The organism is Pseudocitrobacter sp. CD920760, from assembly GCF_057782505.1.
In genome coordinates, this window is sequence record NZ_CM173490.1 from 4552482 (window position 1) to 4575327 (window position 22846).

The following is a 22846-nucleotide window of genomic DNA, read 5'->3' on the forward strand; positions in this document are numbered from 1 at the left end:
AGGAGACATCTCCTCGCTTTTGCCATCTGAAGGAGAGAAAAAATGGGACAACTGATTGACGGCGTCTGGCATGACACCTGGTACGACACCAAATCCACCGGGGGTAAATTTCAACGTTCAGTCTCGGCATTCCGTAACTGGCTCACTGCGGATGGCGAAGCAGGCCCATCGGGCGTCGGCGGCTTTGCCGCTGAGAAAGATCGCTATCACCTGTACGTCTCGCTCGCCTGTCCGTGGGCACACCGCACGCTGATTCTGCGTAAACTGAAAGGCCTGGAGCCGTTTATTTCCGTTTCCGTGGTTAACCCGCTGATGCTGGAAAATGGCTGGACCTTTGATGACAGCTTCCCGGCAGCGACCGGCGATACGCTGTATCAGCATGAATTCCTGTATCAACTCTATCTGCATGCCGATCCGCACTATACCGGGCGCGTTACCGTACCGGTGCTGTGGGATAAGAAAAACCATACCATCGTCAGTAACGAATCTGCCGAAATCATTCGCATGTTCAATACGGCCTTCGACGGTCTGGGCGCGAAAGCAGGCGATTACTACCCTGTTGCCCTGCGCGCGCAAATTGATGAGCTGAACGGCTGGATCTACGACACCGTAAATAACGGCGTCTACAAAGCCGGTTTTGCCACCAGCCAGGACGCCTACAGCGACGCGGTGGAGAAAGTCTTTACCTCACTGGAACGCCTTGAGCAGATCCTCGGTCAGCATCGTTATCTGACGGGTAATCAGCTTACTGAAGCCGATATTCGTCTGTGGACTACACTGATTCGCTTTGATCCGGTTTATGTGACGCACTTTAAGTGTGACAAGCACCGCATCAGCGATTACCTGAACCTGCACGGTTTTATGCGCGATATCTATCAGATGCCGGGCATTGCCGAAACGGTGAATTTCGATCACATCCGCAATCACTATTTCCGCAGCCATAAAACCATTAACCCTACGGGAATCATTTCCATTGGGCCGTGGCAGGATCTCGACGAGCCACACGGGCGTGATGAGCGCTTCCGCTAATGACACAGGGCATCCTCCGGGATGCCCTATTAATTGGTGACACCAATATTTACCACCGTTTCATTCACGGCTATTCTTAATTCGATCGCTTAGAAAACAAGTGATTAACGAATAGCTGAGGCAGAAAATGGATTGGTATCTCAAAGTTCTACGAAATTACATCGGTTTTGGGGGCCGCGCGCGCCGTAAAGAGTACTGGATGTTTATTCTGGTCAACGTCATCTTTACGCTGGTGCTGGGTATTCTCGATAAGATGCTGGGCTGGCAACGCGCCAGCGGTGAAGGCATTCTGACAACAATTTATGGTGTGCTGATTTTCCTGCCCTGGTGGGCCGTCCAGTTCCGACGTCTGCACGATACCGACCGCTCAGCCTGGTGGCTGTTGCTGCTGATCATCCCGATTATCGGCTGGCTGGTGATTATTATCTTCAACTGCCAGTCAGGTACGCCGGGCGAAAACCGCTTTGGGGCGGATCCGAAGTTGAATTCGTAGTGCATTTATTGCCGGATGGCGCTTCGCTTATCCGGCCTACGCAAATCCTGTAGGCCGGATAAGGCGCTGAACATAATGACTACTTAACCGCCAGCAGCTTCTGAATTTCCCGCAGACACCACGACTTCGCTTCGCCCATGCTGTCGCGACGCCACGCCATGATAATTTCCACTTCGTTGGTGTATTCCGGGCTCACTACCCGCAAACGCCCCTCGGCGATATCTTTTTCCACCAGCGGATACGGCATGGTCGCCACGCCTAAACCGGCCAATAACGCCTGGCGTTTATCTTCCATCGACGTGACCGTCAGGCGCGGCTGTTTATCCAGTAACTGCACCGTCAGCACCGGGCGTTCACGGGCGGTATCCGCCACCGCCACGCCGCGGTACTTCACGCGCGTCACTTCAGAGAGCGGTTCCGGCTCCTGATGAATCGGGTGATCTGGCGCGGCGACGTAAACGTTCATCACCGAATAGAGTTTGCGGGAGTTAATTTCCGATGACGAGCGGAAATGCATATCCGGCGCAATCACGATATCCGCACGCCCTTGCTCCAGGCGTTCCCACGCACCGGCCAGCACTTCGGTGATAATCGACAACTGGGTGTTGGCTTTCAACGCCAGCTTCTCGATCAGCGGGTAGAGCGTAGGCGTTGGAATAAGCGCTTCGGTGACAATCGTCAGATGCGTTTCCCACCCGCGCGCCAGTGCTTCGGCGTCCGTCGTCAGCTTATCCGCCGCTTCCAGCAGTACGCGCCCGCGTTCCAGCAACATACGCCCGACATTGGTGAATTTTGTTCGATGACCTGAGCGGTCGAACAGCACAACATCCAGTTCTTCTTCCAGTTTTTGCATGGTGTAGCTTAATGCCGACGGAACGCGTCCCAGCTCATCAGCCGCAGCGGCAAAGCTGCCGCGACGGTCGATTGCATCCATCACCCGCAGGGCTTCCAGCGTTAATGCTCTCTCTTTAGCCATCGTTTTATCATTCAGGAAATTTGAATATACCGGGCAGAATATCTGGCTAACAATGCAGCGTCCATACCTTTACCATTGATTTAGTGTAAAGAGAGGTCAAAAACTATGATTACTACCCGAACAGCCAAACAGTGTGGACAGGCGGACTTCGGCTGGCTCCAGGCTCGCTACACTTTCTCCTTTGGACACTACTTTGACCCGAAACTGCTGGGATACGCCTCTTTGCGTGTCCTGAACCAGGAAGTGCTGGCACCAGGGGCCTCCTTCCAGCCGCGAACTTACCCGAAAGTGGATATCCTCAACATTATCCTCGAAGGGGAAGCGGAGTACCGCAACAGCGAAGGCCATCATGTCCAGGCGAAAGCAGGCGAAGCGCTGCTGATTTCGACCCAGCCGGGCATCAGCTACAGCGAACATAATGTCAGTAAGGATAAACCACTCACCCGGATGCAGCTCTGGCTTGACGCCTGCCCGGAACGTGAAAACCCGCTGGTTCAGAAAGTGGACATTGCAGATGCTTCACCACAACTTCTGGCTTCGCCAGACGGCGCAGACGGCAGCCTGCAATTGCGTCAGAAGGTGTGGATACACCATATCGAATTGAAAAAAGGTGAGAAAGTCAGTTTCCACCTCAACGGTCCGCGCGCTTATCTGCAGTCGATCCACGGTACCGTGCATGCAGAGACGCAGGCGCTGGAAAAAGGAGCGCTCACCTGCGGTGACGGCGCATTTATTCGTGACGAAGATAACATAACGCTGGTTGCCGATACGCCGCTGCGCGCTTTACTGATAGATTTACCGGTGTAATTTTCAGGATGAAAAGAGTGAGCAGATGAGTAAAAAAAGCCATAAGAAGCCGCAGGCGAAAAAGCAGGTAAAACCCCAGGCCGTCATTTCAGCGCCGGTAAGTTTCGGTTATGAAGAGATGTTAGGCGAACTCGAAGCGATTGTCGCAGATGCCCAAACCCGTCAGTCGGAAGAGGAAGCGGCATAAAAGGAAACCCCGGGAAACCGGGGTTTTCTGTTTTTAGCCCTTCAAAAATTAACTGCACACTACTTTTATCGCCAGCCCGCCACGGGATGTTTCGCGGTACTTGTCATTCATGTCTTTGCCCGTTTCATACATCGTCTCGATCACTTTATCGAGAGAGACACGCGCTTCACTGGTACGCTGGATGGCCATTCGCGCCGCATTGACCGCTTTCACCGCGTTGATGGCATTACGCTCGATACAGGGAATTTGCACCTGTCCGCCAACCGGGTCGCAGGTCAGGCCCAGGTTATGCTCCATAGCGATTTCCGCCGCCATGCACACTTGCTGCGGGCTGCCGCCAAGCAGCTCCGTCAGGCCCGCTGCTGCCATCGAGGCCGCGACGCCTACCTCTCCCTGACAGCCCACTTCCGCACCGGAAATTGAAGCGTTCTGCTTATACAGGCCGCCAATCGCCCCAGCGGTCAGTAAGAAACGCGCCACGGAGTTACCGTTCACCGTACGACGGAATTTGTCGTAATAGGCCAGCACCGCCGGGACGATACCGCAGGCACCGTTGGTGGGCGCGGTGACGACGCGCCCACCCGCCGCATTCTCTTCACTGACCGCCAGCGCGAACATGTTGATCCAGTCGATCACATTCATCGGATCGCTGGATGTGCTGTCGCTGGAGACGAGGATCCGCCGTAACGCCACCGCGCGACGCGGCACATTCATCGGCCCTGGCAACACGCCTTCCGTATTCATACCGCGCTCGATCCCGGTGCGCATGACGTGCCAGATCCGCGCAAAACCGGTGTCGATCTCTTCTCTGCTCCTGAGCGCCAGCTCGTTTTGCATCATCAGGCCGGAGATAGACAACCCGTTATCCGTACACTGTTTTACCAGTTCACTGGCTGAACGGAATGGAAACGGCACCGGCTGTTCGATGTCATGCGCCTGGCCAAACTTTTCCTCTTCGACAATAAAACCGCCACCCACCGAGTAGTAAGTTTTACTCAGCAGAATCTGGTCGCCGTGACGCGCGGTAAAACGCATGCCATTCTCGTGGCGCGGCAGAGTCTCGTCATGAAAGACCACGTCATCATTCACAGAGAACGGCACCACGGCAGCGCCCTGCGCGACCGGTAGGCGCCCGCTGCGCTGTACGGCGCGAATAAATGCCGGAATGGCGTCAATATCGACGCTATCCGGGCGATTGCCGGCCAGCCCCATAATCACCGCAACATCGGTCGCATGCCCTTTCCCGGTGAGCGACAGCGAACCATAGAGATCGACCGTCAGACCGGTTATTTGCGACAGCGCCCCACTCTTCTCGAGTTCATCAATAAAGGATTTCCCGGCATTCATCGGCCCAACCGTGTGCGAACTGGATGGCCCAACGCCGATTTTGAACATATCGAATGTGCTAATCATATCCGTGACCTCGATACGACTTCAGAGACGGGCTACCGGATAGCAGCCCGGTGTGGCTACAAGCGAATTACAGGCTATCTCCCCGAACGGCGATCGCTTCAATTTCCAGCTTCACATCCTTCGGTAATCTCGCCACCTGCACGCAGCTGCGCGTCGGGTAGGTCGCATGATGATCGTCGAAGAACTGCTGATAAACCTGGTTGATGGTCGCAAAATCATTCAGGTCAGTGATAAATACCGTCGTCTTCACGATACTCCCCACCTCAAGGCCCGCCGCCGTGATAATGGCTTTGACGTTTTCCAGGCTCATTCGCGCCTGATCCGCCACATCCGCCGGGATCTCGCCGTTTTGTGGATTCACCGGGATCTGCCCGGAGGTGAAGATCATTTTTCCTAAATCGATCCCCTGTACGTAGGGGCCAATCGCACCCGGCGCACGGGTGGTTTCAATCATCTTTTTCATGCGCTCTCCAGTTCTCAAAGTGCCTGGGTAAAGGTTCGGGAAATCACGTCCTGTTGCTGCTCACGCGTCAGCGCATTAAAGCGCACAGCGTAGCCAGAGACGCGAATGGTTAAGTTCGGGTAGTTTTCCGGATGCGCGATGGCATCCAGCAGCATGTCGCGGTTCATCACGTTGACGTTAAGATGCTGGCCGCCTTCTATCGACGCTTCATGATGGAAATAGCCATCAAGCAGGCCGACGAGGTTGGTCTTGCGTACCGCATCCTCTTTGCCGAGCGCTGCCGGAACAATCGAGAAGGTGTAGGAAATCCCGTCTTTGGCATAAGTAAACGGCAGCTTCGCCACCGATGTCAGCGAGGCAACCGCACCTTTGCGATCGCGTCCGTGCATCGGGTTGGCACCCGGCGCAAACGGCGTGCCCGCGCGGCGACCGTCCGGGGTATTCCCGGTTTTCTGGCCATACACCACGTTCGAGGTGATGGTCAGAATCGACTGGGTCGGCACGGCGTTACGGTAGGTTGGCAGCACTTTGATTTTCTTCATAAAGCGCTCAACCAGGTCACAGGCGATGCTGTCAACGCGTTCGTCATTGTTGCCGTATTGCGGATAATCGCCTTCGATTTCAAAATCGACCGCCAGCCCGTTTTCATCACGAATCGGTTTTACGCGGGCATATTTGATAGCCGACAGGGAATCTGCCGCCACCGACAATCCGGCCATACCGCAGGCCATGGTGCGATAGACATCGCGGTCGTGCAGCGCCATCAGCGACGCTTCGTAGCTGTATTTGTCATGCATGTAGTGAATGACGTTCAGCGCGCTGATGTACTGCACCGCCAGCCAGTCCATAAAGTGGTCGAGGCTTTCCATCACGGTGTCGTAATCCAGCACGTCATCCATCAACGGCGCGGTTTTCGGCCCGACCTGGATTTTCAGCTTCTCGTCCACCCCACCGTTAATGGCGTACAGCAGCGTTTTAGCGAGGTTGGCGCGCGCACCGAAGAACTGCATCTGTTTGCCGATAACCATCGGGCTGACGCAGCAGGCGATGGCATAGTCATCGCTGTCAAAGTCTGCGCGCATCAGGTCATCGTTTTCATATTGCAGCGATGAGGTGACGATAGAGACCTGCGCCGCATACTGCTTGAACGCTTTCGGCAGCGCTTCCGACCACAGAATGGTCAGGTTAGGCTCCGGTGCCGGGCCCATCGTGTGCAGGGTATGCAGGTAACGGAATGAGTTTTTGCTTACCAGCGTGCGGCCATCCAGCCCCATCCCGCCGATCACTTCCGTCGCCCAAATCGGGTCGCCGGAGAAGAGCGTGTCGAATTCCGGGGTTCGCAGGAAGCGCACCATGCGGATCTTCATAATGAAGTGGTCGATCAGCTCCTGCGCCTGCTGTTCCGTTAGCTCACCCGCCTGCATATCACGCTCAATATAAATATCGAGGAAGGTGGCCGTGCGGCCCAGCGACATCGCGCCACCGTTCTGCGATTTCACCGCCGCCAGGTAGGCGAAATAGAGCCACTGCACCGCCTCCTGAGCATTACGCGCCGGGCGCGAGATATCGCAACCGTACTTCGCTGCCATCTCCTGCATTTGCAGCAGCGCGCGGCGATGTTCGGCCAGCTCTTCACGCAGGCGAATGGTGGCTTCCAGGCTTTCGCCCCACTCCAGTTTGTTCTGTAAGTCCGCGAATTGCAGCTCGCGTTCGCGCACCAGATAACGGATGCCGTACAGCGCCACGCGGCGGTAATCGCCGATAATGCGCCCACGCCCGTAGCCATCCGGCAGGCCGGTCAGCACGCCCGATTTGCGGCAGCGCAGCATATCCGGCGAGTAGGCATCAAATACACCCTGGTTATGGGTTTTACGCAGTGACGTGAACTGGTACTCGAAATCGGCATCCATTTCGCGGCCATAGGCCTCGAAAGAGCTTTTGATCATATTGATGCCGCCGAACGGATGCAGCGCGCGTTTCAGCGGTTTATCCGTTTGCAGGCCGACAATTTTTTCCAGATCTTTTTCGATATAACCCGCATCATGCACGGTAATGGTAGTCGCGATATTGGTGTCAAAATCGACCGGGGCGTGAGTGGCATTCTCGGTACGAATGCCTTCCATCACTTTTTCCCACAATGCGGTCGTCGCCGATGTCGCTTTCGCAAGGAAAGACTCATCGCCTTCATACGGCGTGTAGTTCTGCTGAATAAATTCGCGAACGTTAATTTCGTCCTGCCATTCGCTACCCTTAAAACCGCGCCATGCATCGGCAAAATGCATATCGTTAAGATCGATATTTACCTTCATGAAACTCTTCTCTCAATTTTAAAAGCGATTAACTCAGGCGTATTCCGCTACCGTATTAATATTTCCTAAACGGATAGCGTCCAGCGCAATCATTTTTTCTTCATTGGTCGGAATAACGGCGCAGACGACACAGGAACGTTCGTCAGAAATAATACGTTCGCCGCAGGAATTAGGTTGGTTATTCATTTCGCGACTCACCACCACGCCCAGCACGCGTAAATGCTCCATCACCATTTGGCGGATAAGTACCGAATTTTCACCGATACCGCCGGTGAAAATAATACCGTCCAGCCGGGTCAGGGATGCCGCGTGTCCGGCAATATGGCGCGCAATGCGATGGACAAAGGTTTTGATCGCCAGCTGCGCGCGCTCATGCCCTTCGTGCCACGCTTTTTCCAGGGTGCGCAGATCTGATGACAATCCGGAAATACCCAGCAGGCCAGACTCTTTATTGACGATGCGCTCAAGGTCGCTCATCGTCTGGTTGGTCTGGCTGGCAATCCACGCCATCGCGCCAAAATCGACGTCACCGCTGCGGGTGCCCATCATCAGGCCTTCCAGCGGCGTCATGCCCATCGACGTATCTACACTCTGCCCGTTGTGTACTGCGCAAATAGATGCCCCGTTGCCCAGGTGCGCAATCACCAGCCCGGAATCGGCTTCCTGTAACCCCAGCAGGCCATACGCCTGTTTTGCGACATAACGATGAGAGGTGCCGTGGAAACCGTAGCGACGAACGCCCAGCTCTTCAGTATATTTCCACGGTAAACCATAGAGATACGCCTCTGGCGGCAGCGTCTGATGGAAGCTGGTGTCAAACACGGCGACCTGCTGTACGCCCGGGAAAAGCTGGCGGGCGGACTCAATCCCACTGAGGTTGGCGTAGTTATGCAACGGCGCCAGCGGCGAAACTTTACGGATACTGTCAATCACTGCGTCAGTAATTAAAACAGACTGGGTAAAGATATCGCCGCCATGGGCGATGCGGTGGCCAATTAAGGCCACACTGTCCATTAAATCGCGTTTTTCAAGTTCAAATGAGATAGCGCTTAATGCCGCTTCATAAGTGGGTTGGGACAGCGGCGAAATATCGCCGCCGTTGACCGTTAAACCCGCCTGCTCAGTATTAATACCCTCCGCGATACCCGCCAGTAATACATCACAGGTATCAACATCCAGTACTGAAAATTTAATAGACGATGAACCGCTATTAATAACCAATACAACCGGGAACTCATTCATATTACGACTCCGCTCATCCTGAGCATGTTAATTAAAACAGTTTGTAGACGATGTTCAGAATGGTCAGCAGACCAATCGCGGTAACGAAGACGTTATCCAGCTTGCCACGGTATTTCGCCAGCGACGGTGCTTTACGGATGGCATACATCGGCAGCAGACAGAGCAGAGAAGCGATAATCGGCGCGCCCATGGCTTCAATCAGGTCCAGGATGTTCGGGTTGGCATAAGCCACCACCCAGGTGGAGCCCATGATGAAGATCATGCTGATGGTATTCAGTTTGCCGGTGGAGACTTTGGTTTTATCGCCTTTGTAGCCGAATTTCAGTACCAGGCCATTCAGCCCTTCCAGCGTACCCAGGTAGTGGCCGAAGAAGGATTTGAAGATAGCAACCAGCGCGATGATGGAGGCACCATACTCAAGCGTGGTGGCAAACGTCGATTTCTGACCCGCCATGGAGGAGAAGTGGTTCGCCAGATAAGAAAGCACCGGAATGTTCTGCGCTTTCGCTTCCGCCATGTTTGCCGGAGAGAGCGTGAACAGGCAACTGAAGGCGAAGAACATGACCACTGCAACCATCAGCATACTGGCGCGGGATATGATTTTAGAACACTTACGCTCGGTGAAATCACGGCCAAATTCGCCTTCGTACTCTTCACGCTTGGAGACCACGAACGAAGAGACGATTGGTGAGAAGTTGAAGGAGAACACCATGATGGAAATCCCCAGCCACACGGTGACCAGAATGCCATCGTGACCGGTCAGCGAGATATCGCTCAGGCTGACCTGGTCAATGACCGCAGAGTTCCAGTAAGGGATCAGGGAGAGCGAAATCAGCACCAGACTCGCGATGAACGGGAATACCAGGAAGCTCATCACTTTTACCATCAGGTCTTTACCGAAGTAGATGACGAACGCCATCAACAGCAGCAGGAGCATCGCAACCAGACCACGGTTTAACGCGGGCATCTGGAGCTGGTTTTCCCAGAAGGTCATAAAGGTGTTGGTAATGGTGACGCCATAAATCCACAGCAGCGGGCAGATAGCAAAGAAGTACAGGAAGGTGATAACCACCCCGCCGGTTTTACCAAAATGCTCTTCTACCGTTTCGGTGATGTTTCCGGAAGGATTCGATCCGGAAAGGCACAGGCGCGCCAGCGCGCGGTGGCAATAAAAGGCAATGGGATAAGCCAATAACAGCATTAATAATATTGGGATCAGGCCGCCGTAGCCTGCGCGAATTGGGAAGAATAAAACCCCGGCACCAATCGCTGTACCGAATAAACCCAACGTCCATGTGGTATCCGATTTACGCCAGGAGGCTTCTTTAGAATGGCTTACATTAATACTTTCTGTCGTACTCATATCTTATCCTTTGATTAAAGTACCCGTCATTCTTTAAATACCAGGCCAGCGCCGTTCAGCGCGCGGCCCGTAAATAATGATCAGGAAAATGGATTAAGCACCAACATACCCTGTAATTTGGGAAACACGAGAAAGGTCGATATTCCCGCCTGAAATAATACTTACCGTTTTACGGCCACGAATATAATCATCGAGCTTGCCGCTTAAGAGAGCCGCCGACGCTAATGCGCCCGCGCCTTCAGTCACCACTTTATTACGCTGAATTAATGCAATCATGCTGTCGCGAATTTCGTCTTCAGTGACCAGAACAATATCGTCAACCAGCTCACGTACAATTTCGAAGGTCAGGTTGCCCGGACGCGCAACGTCGCAGCCGTCAGCCAGCGTCGTGCAGGTACGGTGATTGGTGATTTCACCGGCATAGAACGATGCTGCCATACCGTGTACGTTTTCAGACTGCACGCCGATGATTTTGATTGTCGGGTTGATGGATTTGATCGCCGTGGCGATCCCGGCAATCAGGCCGCCGCCGCCAATTGGCACGATGACGTTATCCACATCATAAAGGTCTTCAAGGATCTCCAGACCGATGGTGCCCTGACCGGCAATCACCAGCGCATCATCATAAGGAGGAATAAAGATGCGGCCTTCGGTTTCAACGATTTCGCTCACTTTGGCAATTGTATCGTTGAAGTTATCGCCGTGAAGAATCACTTCGGCGGAGTAATCCTGCGTCGCCGCAACTTTCGACTTCGGCGCGCCTTTTGGCATCACAACCTTGCCGTCAATCCCAAGCATCGCGCAGGAAAGAGAGACGCCCTGCGCATGGTTGCCCGCTGAACAGGCGACCACGCCTTTACGGCGTTCAGCTTCCGTCAATGCGCTCAGTTTGTTAAATGCGCCGCGAATTTTAAAGGAGCCCGTACGCTGCATATTTTCAAACTTCAGAAATATTTCGCCTTTGCAGCGTTCGCTAAGATAATTTGAGCGCGGCATCCCGGTTTTATAAATTTTACCGGCCAGTCTTTTTTTCGCTGTTTGAATATCGTCAAGAGTTACAGGCAGATCGTAGGTAATATGCATCATATCCTCTTATCAGAATTAATTTCTGATGTTTAGACAAAATCAGGGTGTCAGAGTATTTAATAACTCTGGGTTTCGTTTACGTTATTAGCTGTTTTTAATAAACAGGCTGTTAATTCATTTCTGTCTTCCCGGCCTTCGACGAATATTCTTTCGCCAAATCAACCAATACTGAGGCAGATTTTTTAATTCGATAATTTTTAGACCACACGGCTGCATAGCGCGCTACCGGTAATACATCTTCAACCTTTAGCGTAATAAATTGTTTAGAGCCAAACGGCGCAATCATATCTCTTGGGATCACCGTCAGGAATCCGGCATTCAACACCAGGTTGTAAATGGTGACGACAGAATCGGTTTTTACAATATTTTCGGTGCTGATGTGATGAAGATGGAGGGTGGTGAGAAGTTCTTTGTAGTAACCCATATCCGTTTGCGGCATAACCCACTGCTCGTTCGAGAGCGACTCCAGCGTGACCGTTGACGTATACGTTCGCGATTTCGATGCGACGACAACAAATTCAGACTCGAACAGCGGCTCTACCTGCAAATCCTGGAGCTGCATTTCATCACTTAATGTACCAATGGCAAAATCTAAGCGGCCATCACGCAGGGCCGGTAAAAACGACGAAAGCTGTGCTTCAAACATGGTGACCTGCGCTGCCGGGAACACCGTTTTAAAGGTTTTAATCATCTCGGGTAAGAAGGTGAAACCGATAAGCGATGGGTAACCAAACGAAACGTCAACCACGCTGTTGCAGCTCAGGCTGTTCATCTCGTTGACCATGTTTTTCATTTCACGGGTGATGGATTCTGAGTAGCTCAGCAACACCTGACCTGCGCTGGTCAGCGTGACGCCGGTATTTTTACGCACCATCAACTCGATACCAAAGTTAGACTCAATGTCGTTGATAATTTTACTGACCGCCGGTTGGGTAAGCCCAAGCTGCTTGGCAGCTGAACCAAAAGAACCACTTCTAATGACTTCCTGAAACACGACCAGCTGTTGTGTTTTTGGCAGAAGAACATTATCCATTTTTCTTTCCCCCTTTATTTCCATTTGGCGAGAGGGATTCTAATAAATATAGGAGAGTAAGATGTGTGCTATTACTCACAATTTACCTTAAACCTGTATAAACACAGGTCACAAAATACAATAAAAACGTTATAAATCAAATGCATATTAATTTATTCAAGTGACTTTAGCCTGACTTTTATCAACAAAAATAAGGTGTATAACTTTATTTTATGGCGATAAATAAAGCACCTTTAAACATATAAAAAATCAAATTAAAAGATCACCTTTCAACCAATTTCAGGACGTTTTTTTACCCTATTGTGCGCATTAACATTCTTTTTAATATATAAAATAAACTGGTAAAAAAGCCTGTTATTAAAAAAATTCTTCGTACGGCGTCACAGATACCCAGGACAAACATACATTCACGTTAATATGTTTAGATCACTACCATTAACATACAAGCAACCCATGTGAAACATTGCGGATAATTCAAAACCCTGTTTTTGTTTTGTTTTACGAGAAATTAATCAAGCCAAAAGCACGATAGGCAGCATAAAAAACCGCTAAATTTTACCCGTTCAGTGTTTTGTGCATCGTGTCGCAATTCTGCAAAATGGCACTCGTTGATGCAGGAGGAAGAGAAGGAAATTGCGGTTGTCGGGGCAGAAAAGCAAAAACCCGCCGAAGCGGGTTTTTGCCTGAAAAAAGTGAAACTGACCGATAAGCCGGGTTCTGTCGTGGACAGTCATTCATCTAGGCCAGCAATCGCTCACTGGCTCAAGCAGCCTACCCGGGTTCAGTACGGGCCGTACCTTATGAACCCCTATTTGGCCTTGCTCCGGGTGGAGTTTACCGTGCCACGGACTGTTGCCAGCCGCGCGGTGCGCTCTTACCGCACCCTTTCACCCTTACCTGATCCCACTTGCGTGGGCCATCGGCGGTTTGCTCTCTGTTGCACTGGTCGTGGGCTGTTACACCCCCCAGGCGTTACCTGGCACCTTGCCCTATGGAGCCCGGACTTTCCTCCCCTCCGCCCGTCTCCCCCGAAGAGGACGACGACGAAGCGGCGACTGTCTGGTCAGCTTCGGCGCGAAGTATAGAGGGTTTGCGCGCCCTTGTCACCCCGCGCTGCGCATTCCGACCGCCAGCGTGGCCGCAATGTTGCGCGAAGCGCGGTAAATGTTGTCGAATGCACCGCGAAATGCCTCTTCCAGCGTACCGATACTGGTCAGCACGCTAAATACCGCATCGATACCATATTGATGTACCACGCCCACGTCACGCGTCAGGCTGCCAGCAATACCAATCACCGGTTTATGATACTTTTTCGCCACGCTTGCCACGCCAACCGGTACTTTGCCATGAATGCTTTGGCTGTCGATGCGCCCTTCCCCGGTGACCACCAGCGTGCAGTCGTGAATATGCTCTTCCAGATTCAGCGCCGTGGTGACAATCTCAATGCCGCTTTTCAGCTCCGCACCAAGAAACGCCATCAGCGCAGCTCCCATACCGCCTGCGGCGCCCGCGCCGGGCACCTCTTTAACGTCTACGCGCAGCGATGTCTTAATCACATCGGCATAGTGCGACAGGTTGTTATCGAGTTCGCGGATCATCGCCTCGTCAGCCCCTTTCTGCGGGCCAAAGATGCGGGATGCGCCGTTATCGCCGATCAACGGATTGGTGACATCGCAGGCGACGCGAATGCTGCAATGCTGAATGCGGGGATCGAGGCCCGAGATATCGATGGTATTCAGGCTTTCAAGGCTGCCACCGCCAAAACCGATGTCGGTGCCATTGGCATCCTGGAGTTTCGCGCCCAGCGCCTGGACCATGCCTGCACCGCCGTCATTGGTGGCGCTACCGCCAATGCCGATAATAATGTTCGTTGCACCGCTTTCCAGCGCTTGCAGGATGAGCTCACCGGTACCACGAGAGGTTGTCACCAGTGGATTGCGTTTTTCCGGAGGAACCAGCGCCAGCCCACTGGCCGCCGCCATTTCGATAAACGCGGTTTTTCCGTCGCCAGACATTCCCCAGCTGGCATTCACCTTTACGCCCAAAGGCCCGGTGACCCACGCATGATGTTCTGAGCCCTGCGTGGCAGCAATCATCGCTTCAACCGTTCCTTCGCCGCCGTCAGCAACCGGAACAGAAACATACTGCGCATCAGGAAAAATTTCCCGAAATCCTTTTTCTATCGCCTGAGCTACCTCGGAGGCAGAAAGGCTTTCTTTGTAAGAGTCTGGGGCGATTACGATTTTCATAGTGATAGCCTGTTGCTGCACAACGCCGGATGGCGTTTCACTTATCCGGCCTACAATGTAGGCCCGGTAAGCTAAGCGCCACCGGGCACAACGTCATTAGCGAGTGACTTCCACCTTCGCCAGTTTTTCGTAGTAGCACGCCAGGGCGCTATGGTCCGCCGTTCCCAGGCCATCCGCACGCAGCGCCTGCATCATTTCCATGACCGCAGCGGTAAGCGGAAGCTGTGCGCCAACGCCGTGAGAGGTGTCCAGCGCATTCGCCAGATCTTTGATATGCAAGTCGATACGGAAACCTGGTTTGAAGTTTCTGTCCATCACCATGGGCGCTTTGGCTTCCAGTACGGTGCTGCCCGCCAGGCCGCCGCGAATCGCCTGGAATACCAGTTCCGGGTTCACGCCCGCTTTGGTTGCCAGCGTCAGCGCTTCGGACATTGCGGCGATGTTCAGCGCGACAATCACCTGGTTTGCCAGCTTGGTGACGTTACCCGCGCCGATTTCGCCGGTATGCACCACGGAGCCCGCCATCGCTTTCATCAGGTCGTAATATTTGTCGAAAATCGCCTTGTCGCCACCGACCATGACGGAGAGCGTGCCGTCGATGGCTTTCGGTTCACCGCCGCTCACTGGCGCGTCCAGCATATCCACACCTTTTGCTTTCAACGCGTCGCTGATTTCGCGGCTCGCCAGCGGCGCAATAGAACTCATGTCGATCAATACGGTGCCTGGCTTCGCGCCCTCGATAATTCCGCCTTCACCCAGCGCAACCTCTTTCACGTGCGGGGAGTTCGGCAGCATGGTGACAATCACATCACACTGCTCGGCAATGGCTTTAGCGGTGGTGGCGGTTTCTGCGCCTAAGGCAATCAGTTCAGCAATCACTTCCGGGTTACGGTCGGAAACCACCAGCGAGTAACCGGCTTTAATGAGGTTTTTACTCATTGGTTTACCCATGATGCCCAGGCCAATAAAACCAACTTTCATCGTCATAATTGTGTCTCTCTCTTATTGCGGTGGTGGTTATTTTTTAAAGGAATCAGCCAGTTTCTGCGTGGCAGAACGGAAAACGCCGAGGTCGCTGCCGACGGCGACAAAGGTCGCACCCCAGTCAAGATAACGACGCGCATCCGCTTCAACCGGGGCCAGAATGCCGCTCGGTTTGCCGTGTGCTTTTGCACGCGCAAAAATGTGCTGAATAGCTTTCTGTACATCCGGGTGCGATGCGTTGCCAAGATGGCCCAGTGCCGCAGCCAGGTCGCTTGGGCCAACGAAAATACCGTCCACGCCTTCGGTCGCCGCAATAGCATCAACGTTATCGACGCCCTGCTGGCTTTCGATTTGTACCAGGATGGTGATGTTCTTGTTCGACTGCGCGAAGTAGTCCGGCACCGTGCCAAACATATTGGCGCGATGAGAAACGGAGACACCGCGAATGCCTTCTGGCGGATAACGCGTCGATGCCACGGCCTGCACGGCTTCTTCTTCGGTTTCCACAAACGGGATCAGGAAGTTATAAAAACCGATATCCAACAGACGCTTAATAATCACCGGCTCGTTAGTCGGCACACGAACCACCGGTGCGCTGCTGCTGCCCTTCAGCGCCATCAGCTGCGGAATAAAGGTAGAGATATCGTTTGGTGCATGTTCACCGTCCAGCACCAGCCAGTCAAACCCGGCCAGGCCCAGTACTTCGGTGCTGATTGGGCTTGCCAGCGCTGACCAGCAGCCAATTTGAATCTGTTTGGCGGCCAGTGCGGCCTTGAATTTATTCGGGAAGATATCGTTATTCATCGCTTATACCTTGTCTCTTAACCGTTAATTATTTCTGCAATTCCATACGCTTGATGTCGCCGACGACAAACAGGTAGCAGAACATCGCCATCAGTGCCGAACAGCCGACGAAGACCAGCGCGGCGTTGAAGGAATGCAGTTCACTAACCAGATAGCCAATCACCAGTGGAGTCACGATAGAGGCTACGTTGCCAAACACGTTAAATACCCCGCCGCACAGGCCTACAATTTCTTTCGGTGCGGTATCGGAAATTACCGGCCAACCCAGCGCGCCAAACCCTTTGCCGAAGAATGCCAGCGCCATCAGCGTGACCACCAGTGCGGTGTTATCGGTGTAGTTACACAGGATGATGGTCGAAGCCAGCAACATACCCAGTACAATCGGTAACTTACGCGCTAACGTAATGGTGGCCCCGCGTTTAATCAGATAATCCGAGAACACGCCGCCCAGTACGCCGCCGGCGAACCCGCACAGTGCCGGAATCGACGCCACCAGGCCCACTTTCAGAATCGACATCCCTTTTTCCTGCACCAGATAGATCGGGAACCAGGTGAGGAAGAACCAGGTGATGGTGTTGATAAAGTATTGCCCGAAGAACACGCCCAGCATCATGCGGTTGGTCAATAACTGTTTGATGTAGTGGAGTTTTGGCCCCTGTGTCGTGCTGCCTGGCTTTTTGTGATCCATATCGACCACGGCGCCGTTATCAGAGATAAACTTCAGCTCCTCCGCCGACATGCGAGGGTGGTCGGTCGGGTTATGAATCAGCTTGATCCACAGCCCCGTCAGCACAAAACCAATCACGCCCATCACGGTAAAGACATGTTCCCAGCCCCAGGCGAAGGTCAGCCAGCCCAGCAGCGGTGAGAAGAGCGCCAGTGAGAAATACTGCGCCGAGTTAAAGATAGCGGACGCGGTGCCACGCTCTTTAGTCGGGAACCAGGCCGCAACAATACGCGCGTTGGCCGGGAAGGATGGCGCTTCCGAAAAACCAAGCATAAAACGCATAAAGAACATGGAGATTCCTGCCCAGGCAAGTGGGAACATATCCACGAAGCCCTGCAGGAACGTAAACAGTGACCAGAAGAAGAGACTGTAAGAGTAAACCTTCTTCGAGCCGAATTTATCGAGCAGCCAGCCGCCAGGGATCTGCATCAGCAGGTAAGCCCAGCCAAACGCTGAGAAGATATAGCCCATCGAGACCGCACTCAATTGCAGCTCTTTGGCCACTTCCGTACCGGCAATTGATAACGTGGCGCGGTCCGCGTAGTTAACGGCGGTAACAATAAAGATGATTAGTAAGATTAAATACCGGGTTGGTACACCTTTTTTTGATTCGACAGTAGTATCCAGCATCATTTAATTTATCCTCGGGTACAGGATGCCTTATATTATATGTTTAGTACTAAGGCATATTTCACTGATTATTTATCGACAGCAGGAATATCGGATAACTAACCAGACACAATGAAATCGTGATTCAGTATAATCAGCATCGCTGTTCTGCACACTGTGCAATTCCACAATTTGAATATTTTAATATCGCATACTATTGAGCATATGCACATCTCTTTGGGCGCTGATGCACAGATTTACGCAATACCCGCCACAGCTGGCCTGACAGGCGATTAAGTGGTGATCTGCGTCACATTTTTACCGTTAAACTCCTGACATTCTTTATGCCATCACGCGATGTAATAATTTTGCTTCGTCAGAAAGCGATACCCTTTATTGTAATTTTTAGGTTTACCACCTGGCTGGAGAATACTGGACAATGGCTAACATCGAAATTCGCCAAGACGCGCCGAAAGCATTTTATATAAAAGTGCACGATACGGATAACGTGGCGATTATTGTTAATGATAATGGCTTAAAAGCAGGAACACGTTTTCCTGATGGGCTTGAGTTAATTGAACATATTCCACAAGGCCATAAGGTGGCATTGGTGGACATTCCCGTTAATGGCGAAATCATTCGCTATGGCGAAGTCATTGGCTATGCGGTGCGCGATATCGTCAAAGGCAGTTGGATCGACGAATCCACCGTGTCGCTGCCGGAAGCGCCGCCGCTGAATACGCTGCCGCTGGCCACCAAAGTACCGGAGCCGCTGCCTGCGCTTGAGGGTTACACCTTTGAGGGTTATCGCAACGCCGATGGCAGCGTAGGGACGAAAAATCTGCTGGGGATCTCCACCAGCGTCCACTGCGTAGCGGGTGTTGTTGATTATGTCGTCAAAATTATCGAACGCGACCTGCTGCCGAAGTATCCCAACGTTGATGGTGTCGTCGGTTTGAACCACCTCTATGGCTGCGGCGTGGCGATTAATGCACCTGCCGCCATCGTGCCTATCCGCACTATTCACAACATTGCACTGAACCCGAACTTTGGCGGCGAGGTAATGGTGATTGGCCTCGGCTGTGAAAAACTTCAGCCGGAACGCCTGCTGGAAGGCACGCCAGATGTGAATGCCATTCCGGTCGACAGCGCCAGCATTGTGCGTTTGCAGGACGAACAGCACGTCGGCTTTAAATCGATGGTTGATGACATTTTGCAGGTCGCTGAACGCCACCTGAAAAAATTGAACGCGCGCCAGCGCGAGACCTGCCCGGCCTCTGAACTGGTCGTTGGGATGCAGTGTGGCGGCAGCGATGCGTTTTCCGGCGTGACGGCGAACCCGGCGGTGGGCTACGCGTCTGACCTACTGGTACGCTGCGGCGCAACCGTGATGTTCTCAGAGGTGACGGAAGTACGTGATGCTATCCACCTGCTGACACCTCGCGCCATTAACGAAGAAGTAGGTAAACGCCTGTTGGAAGAGATGGCCTGGTACGATAACTATCTTGATATGGGTAAAACCGACCGCAGCGCCAACCCGTCCCCCGGCAACAAAAAAGGTGGACTGGCAAACGTGGTGGAAAAAGCGCTCGGCTCGATTGCCAAATCAGGCAAAAGCGCCATTGTGGAAGTGCTGTCACCCGGTCAGCGCCCAACCAAACGCGGGCTGATCTACGCGGCTACGCCTGCCAGCGATTTCGTCTGCGGCACGCAGCAGGTGGCTTCCGGTATTACGGTGCAGGTCTTCACCACCGGGCGCGGTACGCCGTATGGCCTGATGGCGGTGCCAGTCATTAAGATGGCGACGCGTACCGAACTGGCGAACCGCTGGTACGACTTAATGGATATCAACGCGGGCACTATTGCCACTGGCGAAGAGACGATTGAGGATGTCGGCTGGAAGCTGTTCCAGTTTATTCTCGACGTCGCCAGCGGGAAGAAGAAAACCTTCTCGGATCAGTGGGGGCTGCATAACCAGCTGGCGGTGTTTAACCCGGCACCGGTGACCTGATAATACTTTGGAATATTCCTCGCAAGACATGGCCTTAGGGCCATGTCAGACCGATGACAAACGCAAAATTGCCTGATGCGCTACGCTTATCAGGCCTACAAGTTATCTTCAATATATTGATTTTGCACTATTTTGTAGGCCGGATAAGGCGTTTACGCCGCATCCGGCAATAACAACGCGCACCTTGTCAGCACTCTGACATCGCCCTGGGATCGTGTTTTATTCCGCCACCACGACAACGTCGATCCCCGTCTTCCGCAACCCTTCCAGGCACTCTTGCGGAATACCGTCATCAACAATGATCGTATGGATCCGCTGAGTATCGATGATCTTATGCAGGCTCGAACGATTGAATTTACTGGAGTCAGTGACCACGATAATGCGTTCAGCCACTTCACACATTTTACGGTTCAGCCGCGCCTCATCTTCATTATGCGTGCTCACGCCACGCTCAAGATCAATCGCATCCACGCCCAGGAAAAGCATATCAAAGTGGTAATTTTGCAAAGACTGTTCAGCCTGATCGCCGTAGAAAGAGAGTGACTGTCGGCGCAAATGCCCACCGGTCATCAGCAACTCCACTCCCTCAGCTTCCAGTAGCGCATTAGCTACGTTAATCCCATTCGTCATCGCGATTACGCCCTGATGATGGCGCAGCTTCCTTGCAATCTCATAGGTCGTCGTACCGGAGTCAAGGATCACACGATGCCCTGGATGAATCAGTTCTGCCGCAACCTGCGCAATACGCTGCTTAAGACCGGTATTCAGTGCACTTTTATCCTCAAGGCTAGGCTCTACGTTTGTTGCACCCGTTTCACAAATTAGCGCGCCGCCATAGGCGCGTACCGCAATCCCCTGCTTTTCAAGGAATGCCAAATCGTTACGGATGGTGACGGTTGATACACCGAAAAAGTGAGAAAGATCATTAACCTGAACACTTCCTTGTTGGCGTAACCGCTGAATAATCTGCTCACGACGCTCGCTGGTGCCAGTCATCCGTTTGTCCGCAGAAGTAGAGTCGCTCATCGATAATCCTTTTCTTAATCTTTCGTTTTATTTCGTTTCGTCTATTAACCCCTTTCTTTTACCAAAAAGCAAGCCGGAAACGGTGCAGAGACCGGTTTCTTCGCCACGCCAGAACCTTTCGTTATATTTCTTTTGTGAAACAGATCGTAATTCTATTATCTTTCGTTTTGTTTTTACATCACCTTAATACACTATCAAATGAAACAAACCGAAAGATTTACTGACATAGAACCCTACCGGGAGATGAAAGTGAAACATCTGACGCACATCGTGGAGCAACATAAAAAAGGTGCAGCCAAAGGAATATACGCGGTCTGTTCCGCACATCCTGTTGTACTTGAAGCTGCCATCCGTTTCGCCCGTGAAATGCAAGCTCCGCTTCTGATAGAAGCCACATCGAATCAGGTCGATCAATTTGGCGGCTATACGGGAATGACACCCGTAGATTTTCGCCAATTTGTTATAGAACTTGCGAATAAATGGCATTTCCCGTCAGAGGACTTAATCCTTGGAGGCGATCATTTGGGGCCAAACCGCTGGCAAAAATTATCCTCTGACACTGCCATGGCTCACGCTGAAGATCTGATAAAAAGCTATGTTCAGGCCGGATTTAAAAAGATCCATCTCGATTGCAGCATGTCCTGCGCCGACGATCCTGTTCCCCTGACCGACACCATTGTCGCCAGCCGTGCCGCGCGACTGGCGACAATTGCCGAAGAGACGGCGCACGAGATGTTTGGTGAATCTGACCTTGTTTACGTCATCGGTACCGAAGTCCCCGTTCCGGGAGGTGCTCATGAAACGCTAAATACACTTGAAGTGACGACGCCTTCTGCCGCACAAGCGACGCTACGAGCGCATTACGATGCCTTTGAACAACATGGGCTCACCGCCATTTGGCCAAGAATCATCGGGCTTGTCGTTCAACCCGGCGTCGAATTCGACAACACACAGGTTATCGATTATGTGCCTGAAAATGCCACTGCACTTAGTCAAATGATCGAAGATTACGACACGCTAATTTTTGAAGCGCACTCGACCGATTATCAGAACCCTGCATCACTGCAAAAGTTAGTTTGCGATCACTTTGCCATTCTTAAAGTAGGCCCGGCACTCACCTTCGCGCTACGGGAAGCGCTTTTTGCCCTTAGCGCCATTGAAGAGGAGTTGATCCCTTCTCGTACCAGCGCCAGCCTTCGTACAGTGGTAGAAAATGTCATGCTGGAAAAACCAGAATACTGGGAAAGCCACTACCACGGTGACAACGCACTACGCCGCCTGGCCCGAGGCTATAGCTATTCCGACCGCATTCGTTACTACTGGCCCGATCAATGCATTGATGATGCTTATCATCAGCTGGTACGAAATCTGGAGCATGAAACCCTCGCGCTTCCTCTCCTCAGTCAATATTTACCGCTGCAATACGCCCGCGTCCGCGAAGGCAAGCTCACCGCGACGGTGCATGAATTGATCATCGACCATATTCAGGACGTGCTGCGCCAGTACCACGCTGCCTGCACGCCGCTATAACAAAGAAGAAAAGAAAGGAAAAATGTTATGCCAAATATTGTGTTGAGTCGGATTGATGAACGCCTGATTCACGGGCAGGTAGGTGTGCAGTGGGTGGGGTTCGCTGGCGCAAATCTGGTACTGGTCGCGAATGATGAAGTGGCTGAGGACCCCGTTCAGCAAAACCTGATGGAAATGGTACTGGCAGAAGGCATTGCCGTACGCTTTTGGTCACTACAAAAAGTCATCGATAACATTCACCGTGCTGCTGACAGACAGAAAATTCTCCTGGTCTGCAAAAACCCAACGGATTTTTTAGCACTGGTAGAAGGCGGCGTTCCGGTCAGCCGGATTAATGTCGGCAACATGCACTACGTTAACGGCAAACAGCAAATAGCAAAAACGGTTTCCGTCGATACCAGGGATATCGCCGCGTTCAACGGGCTAAAGGCAAATAATGTTGCCTGCTTTGTCCAGGGCGTCCCCACAGAACCCGCACAGGATCTGTTTAAACTTCTCTGAAGGA

At 52.5% G+C, this 22846-nt stretch carries 20 protein-coding genes and 1 other RNA gene; 7 read left to right on the top strand and 14 right to left on the bottom strand.

Annotated elements, in window-relative coordinates:
* Positions 1-42 precede the first annotated feature (42 nt).
* On the top strand, positions 43-1029 hold the full coding sequence (locus tag AC1MKH_RS21335; protein WP_276220846.1) for a glutathione S-transferase family protein: 987 nt from the start codon (positions 43-45) through the stop codon (positions 1027-1029).
* 127 nt (positions 1030-1156) lie between these two features.
* A complete protein-coding gene (locus tag AC1MKH_RS21340; RefSeq protein WP_108475028.1) occupies positions 1157-1522 on the top strand; it encodes a DUF805 domain-containing protein in 366 nt (121 codons plus the stop codon).
* Positions 1523-1601: 79 nt separating this feature from the next.
* Here the strand turns inward: AC1MKH_RS21340 and AC1MKH_RS21345 are convergent, their stop codons facing one another.
* Positions 1602-2498, bottom strand: coding sequence for a LysR family transcriptional regulator (locus tag AC1MKH_RS21345; protein WP_149463942.1), 897 nt, complete (start codon positions 2496-2498; stop codon positions 1602-1604).
* A gap of 105 nt (positions 2499-2603) precedes the next feature.
* Here AC1MKH_RS21345 and AC1MKH_RS21350 point away from each other — a divergent pair, with 105 nt between their 5' ends.
* Both AC1MKH_RS21350 and AC1MKH_RS21355 read left to right on the top strand, forming a co-directional pair.
* Positions 2604-3305 carry a pirin family protein gene (locus AC1MKH_RS21350; RefSeq protein WP_276220849.1) on the top strand — a complete coding sequence of 234 codons (702 nt, stop codon included), beginning with the start codon at positions 2604-2606 and terminating at the stop codon, positions 3303-3305.
* A gap of 25 nt (positions 3306-3330) precedes the next feature.
* Entirely contained in the window at positions 3331-3492 is a 162-nt protein-coding gene (locus tag AC1MKH_RS21355; RefSeq protein WP_015962905.1) for a hypothetical protein, read from the top strand.
* A 48-nt stretch (positions 3493-3540) separates the two neighbouring features.
* Here AC1MKH_RS21355 and tdcG read toward each other — a convergent pair whose 3' ends face one another.
* From tdcG to garP, 12 genes are all read right to left on the bottom strand, one after another.
* Positions 3541-4905 (bottom strand): L-serine ammonia-lyase, encoded by a 1365-nt coding sequence (gene tdcG / locus AC1MKH_RS21360; protein WP_276220851.1) that lies wholly within the window; start codon positions 4903-4905, stop codon positions 3541-3543.
* A 67-nt stretch (positions 4906-4972) separates the two neighbouring features.
* A complete protein-coding gene (locus AC1MKH_RS21365) occupies positions 4973-5368 on the bottom strand; it encodes an enamine/imine deaminase (protein WP_015962903.1) in 396 nt (131 codons plus the stop codon).
* A 14-nt stretch (positions 5369-5382) separates the two neighbouring features.
* Positions 5383-7677, bottom strand: a complete 2295-nt coding sequence (gene pflB, locus AC1MKH_RS21370; RefSeq protein WP_276220854.1) for a formate C-acetyltransferase — start codon at positions 7675-7677, stop codon at positions 5383-5385.
* Positions 7678-7710: 33 nt separating this feature from the next.
* On the bottom strand, positions 7711-8919 hold the full coding sequence (tdcD, locus tag AC1MKH_RS21375) for a propionate kinase (protein WP_276220855.1): 1209 nt from the start codon (positions 8917-8919) through the stop codon (positions 7711-7713).
* Positions 8920-8950: 31 nt separating this feature from the next.
* The gene (gene tdcC / locus AC1MKH_RS21380) at positions 8951-10282 is read right to left on the bottom strand and encodes a threonine/serine transporter TdcC (RefSeq protein ID WP_276220857.1); all 1332 of its coding nucleotides are present in this window, start codon (positions 10280-10282) and stop codon (positions 8951-8953) included.
* Between the two features lie 93 nt (positions 10283-10375).
* Entirely contained in the window at positions 10376-11365 is a 990-nt protein-coding gene (gene tdcB / locus AC1MKH_RS21385; RefSeq protein ID WP_108475019.1) for a bifunctional threonine ammonia-lyase/L-serine ammonia-lyase TdcB, read from the bottom strand.
* Positions 11366-11477: 112 nt separating this feature from the next.
* Complete coding sequence (tdcA, locus tag AC1MKH_RS21390; protein WP_276220859.1) at positions 11478-12401, bottom strand: transcriptional regulator TdcA; 924 nt, start codon at positions 12399-12401, stop codon at positions 11478-11480.
* 690 nt (positions 12402-13091) lie between these two features.
* An RNA gene (gene rnpB, locus AC1MKH_RS21395) (RNase P RNA component class A) lies at positions 13092-13472 on the bottom strand.
* 32 nt (positions 13473-13504) lie between these two features.
* On the bottom strand, positions 13505-14650 hold the full coding sequence (gene garK, locus AC1MKH_RS21400; RefSeq protein ID WP_276220862.1) for a glycerate 2-kinase: 1146 nt from the start codon (positions 14648-14650) through the stop codon (positions 13505-13507).
* 96 nt (positions 14651-14746) lie between these two features.
* Positions 14747-15637, bottom strand: a complete 891-nt coding sequence (gene garR, locus AC1MKH_RS21405) for a 2-hydroxy-3-oxopropionate reductase (protein WP_276220863.1) — start codon at positions 15635-15637, stop codon at positions 14747-14749.
* A 30-nt stretch (positions 15638-15667) separates the two neighbouring features.
* Entirely contained in the window at positions 15668-16438 is a 771-nt protein-coding gene (gene garL, locus AC1MKH_RS21410) for a 2-dehydro-3-deoxyglucarate aldolase (RefSeq protein ID WP_015962895.1), read from the bottom strand.
* 28 nt (positions 16439-16466) lie between these two features.
* Positions 16467-17798 carry a galactarate/glucarate/glycerate transporter GarP gene (gene garP / locus AC1MKH_RS21415; protein ID WP_276220867.1) on the bottom strand — a complete coding sequence of 444 codons (1332 nt, stop codon included), beginning with the start codon at positions 17796-17798 and terminating at the stop codon, positions 16467-16469.
* Positions 17799-18213: 415 nt separating this feature from the next.
* On the opposite strand from garP, the gene garD reads away from it, so the two are divergent.
* Entirely contained in the window at positions 18214-19785 is a 1572-nt protein-coding gene (gene garD / locus AC1MKH_RS21420) for a galactarate dehydratase (protein ID WP_276220869.1), read from the top strand.
* A 219-nt stretch (positions 19786-20004) separates the two neighbouring features.
* Here garD and AC1MKH_RS21425 read toward each other — a convergent pair whose 3' ends face one another.
* Positions 20005-20811, bottom strand: coding sequence for a DeoR family transcriptional regulator (locus tag AC1MKH_RS21425; RefSeq protein ID WP_276220871.1), 807 nt, complete (start codon positions 20809-20811; stop codon positions 20005-20007).
* Between the two features lie 249 nt (positions 20812-21060).
* Here AC1MKH_RS21425 and kbaZ point away from each other — a divergent pair, with 249 nt between their 5' ends.
* Positions 21061-22341, top strand: a complete 1281-nt coding sequence (kbaZ, locus tag AC1MKH_RS21430; RefSeq protein WP_276220874.1) for a tagatose-bisphosphate aldolase subunit KbaZ — start codon at positions 21061-21063, stop codon at positions 22339-22341.
* Between the two features lie 27 nt (positions 22342-22368).
* Positions 22369-22842: a PTS N-acetylgalactosamine transporter subunit IIB gene (gene agaV / locus AC1MKH_RS21435; protein ID WP_149463959.1), complete on the top strand. Its 474-nt coding sequence runs from the start codon at positions 22369-22371 to the stop codon at positions 22840-22842.
* The last annotated feature ends 4 nt before the right edge of the window (positions 22843-22846 follow it).

Bases quoted from the DNA above. Each gene is read 5' to 3' on its own strand.
- tdcD (WP_276220855.1), bottom strand. From the start codon at position 8,919: ATGAATGAGTTCCCGGTTGTATTGGTTATTAATAGCGGTTCATCGTCT.
- tdcG (WP_276220851.1), bottom strand. From the start codon at position 4,905: ATGATTAGCACATTCGATATGTTCAAAATCGGCGTTGGGCCATCCAGT.
- tdcC (WP_276220857.1), bottom strand. From the start codon at position 10,282: ATGAGTACGACAGAAAGTATTAATGTAAGCCATTCTAAAGAAGCCTCC.
- garL (WP_015962895.1), bottom strand. From the start codon at position 16,438: ATGAATAACGATATCTTCCCGAATAAATTCAAGGCCGCACTGGCCGCC.
- pflB (WP_276220854.1), bottom strand. From the start codon at position 7,677: ATGAAGGTAAATATCGATCTTAACGATATGCATTTTGCCGATGCATGG.
- tdcA (WP_276220859.1), bottom strand. From the start codon at position 12,401: ATGGATAATGTTCTTCTGCCAAAAACACAACAGCTGGTCGTGTTTCAG.
- AC1MKH_RS21365 (WP_015962903.1), bottom strand. From the start codon at position 5,368: ATGAAAAAGATGATTGAAACCACCCGTGCGCCGGGTGCGATTGGCCCC.
- AC1MKH_RS21350 (WP_276220849.1), top strand. From the start codon at position 2,604: ATGATTACTACCCGAACAGCCAAACAGTGTGGACAGGCGGACTTCGGC.
- AC1MKH_RS21335 (WP_276220846.1), top strand. From the start codon at position 43: ATGGGACAACTGATTGACGGCGTCTGGCATGACACCTGGTACGACACC.
- AC1MKH_RS21355 (WP_015962905.1), top strand. From the start codon at position 3,331: ATGAGTAAAAAAAGCCATAAGAAGCCGCAGGCGAAAAAGCAGGTAAAA.
- garD (WP_276220869.1), top strand. From the start codon at position 18,214: ATGGCTAACATCGAAATTCGCCAAGACGCGCCGAAAGCATTTTATATA.
- agaV (WP_149463959.1), top strand. From the start codon at position 22,369: ATGCCAAATATTGTGTTGAGTCGGATTGATGAACGCCTGATTCACGGG.
- AC1MKH_RS21345 (WP_149463942.1), bottom strand. From the start codon at position 2,498: ATGGCTAAAGAGAGAGCATTAACGCTGGAAGCCCTGCGGGTGATGGAT.
- garK (WP_276220862.1), bottom strand. From the start codon at position 14,650: ATGAAAATCGTAATCGCCCCAGACTCTTACAAAGAAAGCCTTTCTGCC.
- tdcB (WP_108475019.1), bottom strand. From the start codon at position 11,365: ATGCATATTACCTACGATCTGCCTGTAACTCTTGACGATATTCAAACA.
- garR (WP_276220863.1), bottom strand. From the start codon at position 15,637: ATGACGATGAAAGTTGGTTTTATTGGCCTGGGCATCATGGGTAAACCA.
- AC1MKH_RS21425 (WP_276220871.1), bottom strand. From the start codon at position 20,811: ATGAGCGACTCTACTTCTGCGGACAAACGGATGACTGGCACCAGCGAG.
- garP (WP_276220867.1), bottom strand. From the start codon at position 17,798: ATGATGCTGGATACTACTGTCGAATCAAAAAAAGGTGTACCAACCCGG.
- AC1MKH_RS21340 (WP_108475028.1), top strand. From the start codon at position 1,157: ATGGATTGGTATCTCAAAGTTCTACGAAATTACATCGGTTTTGGGGGC.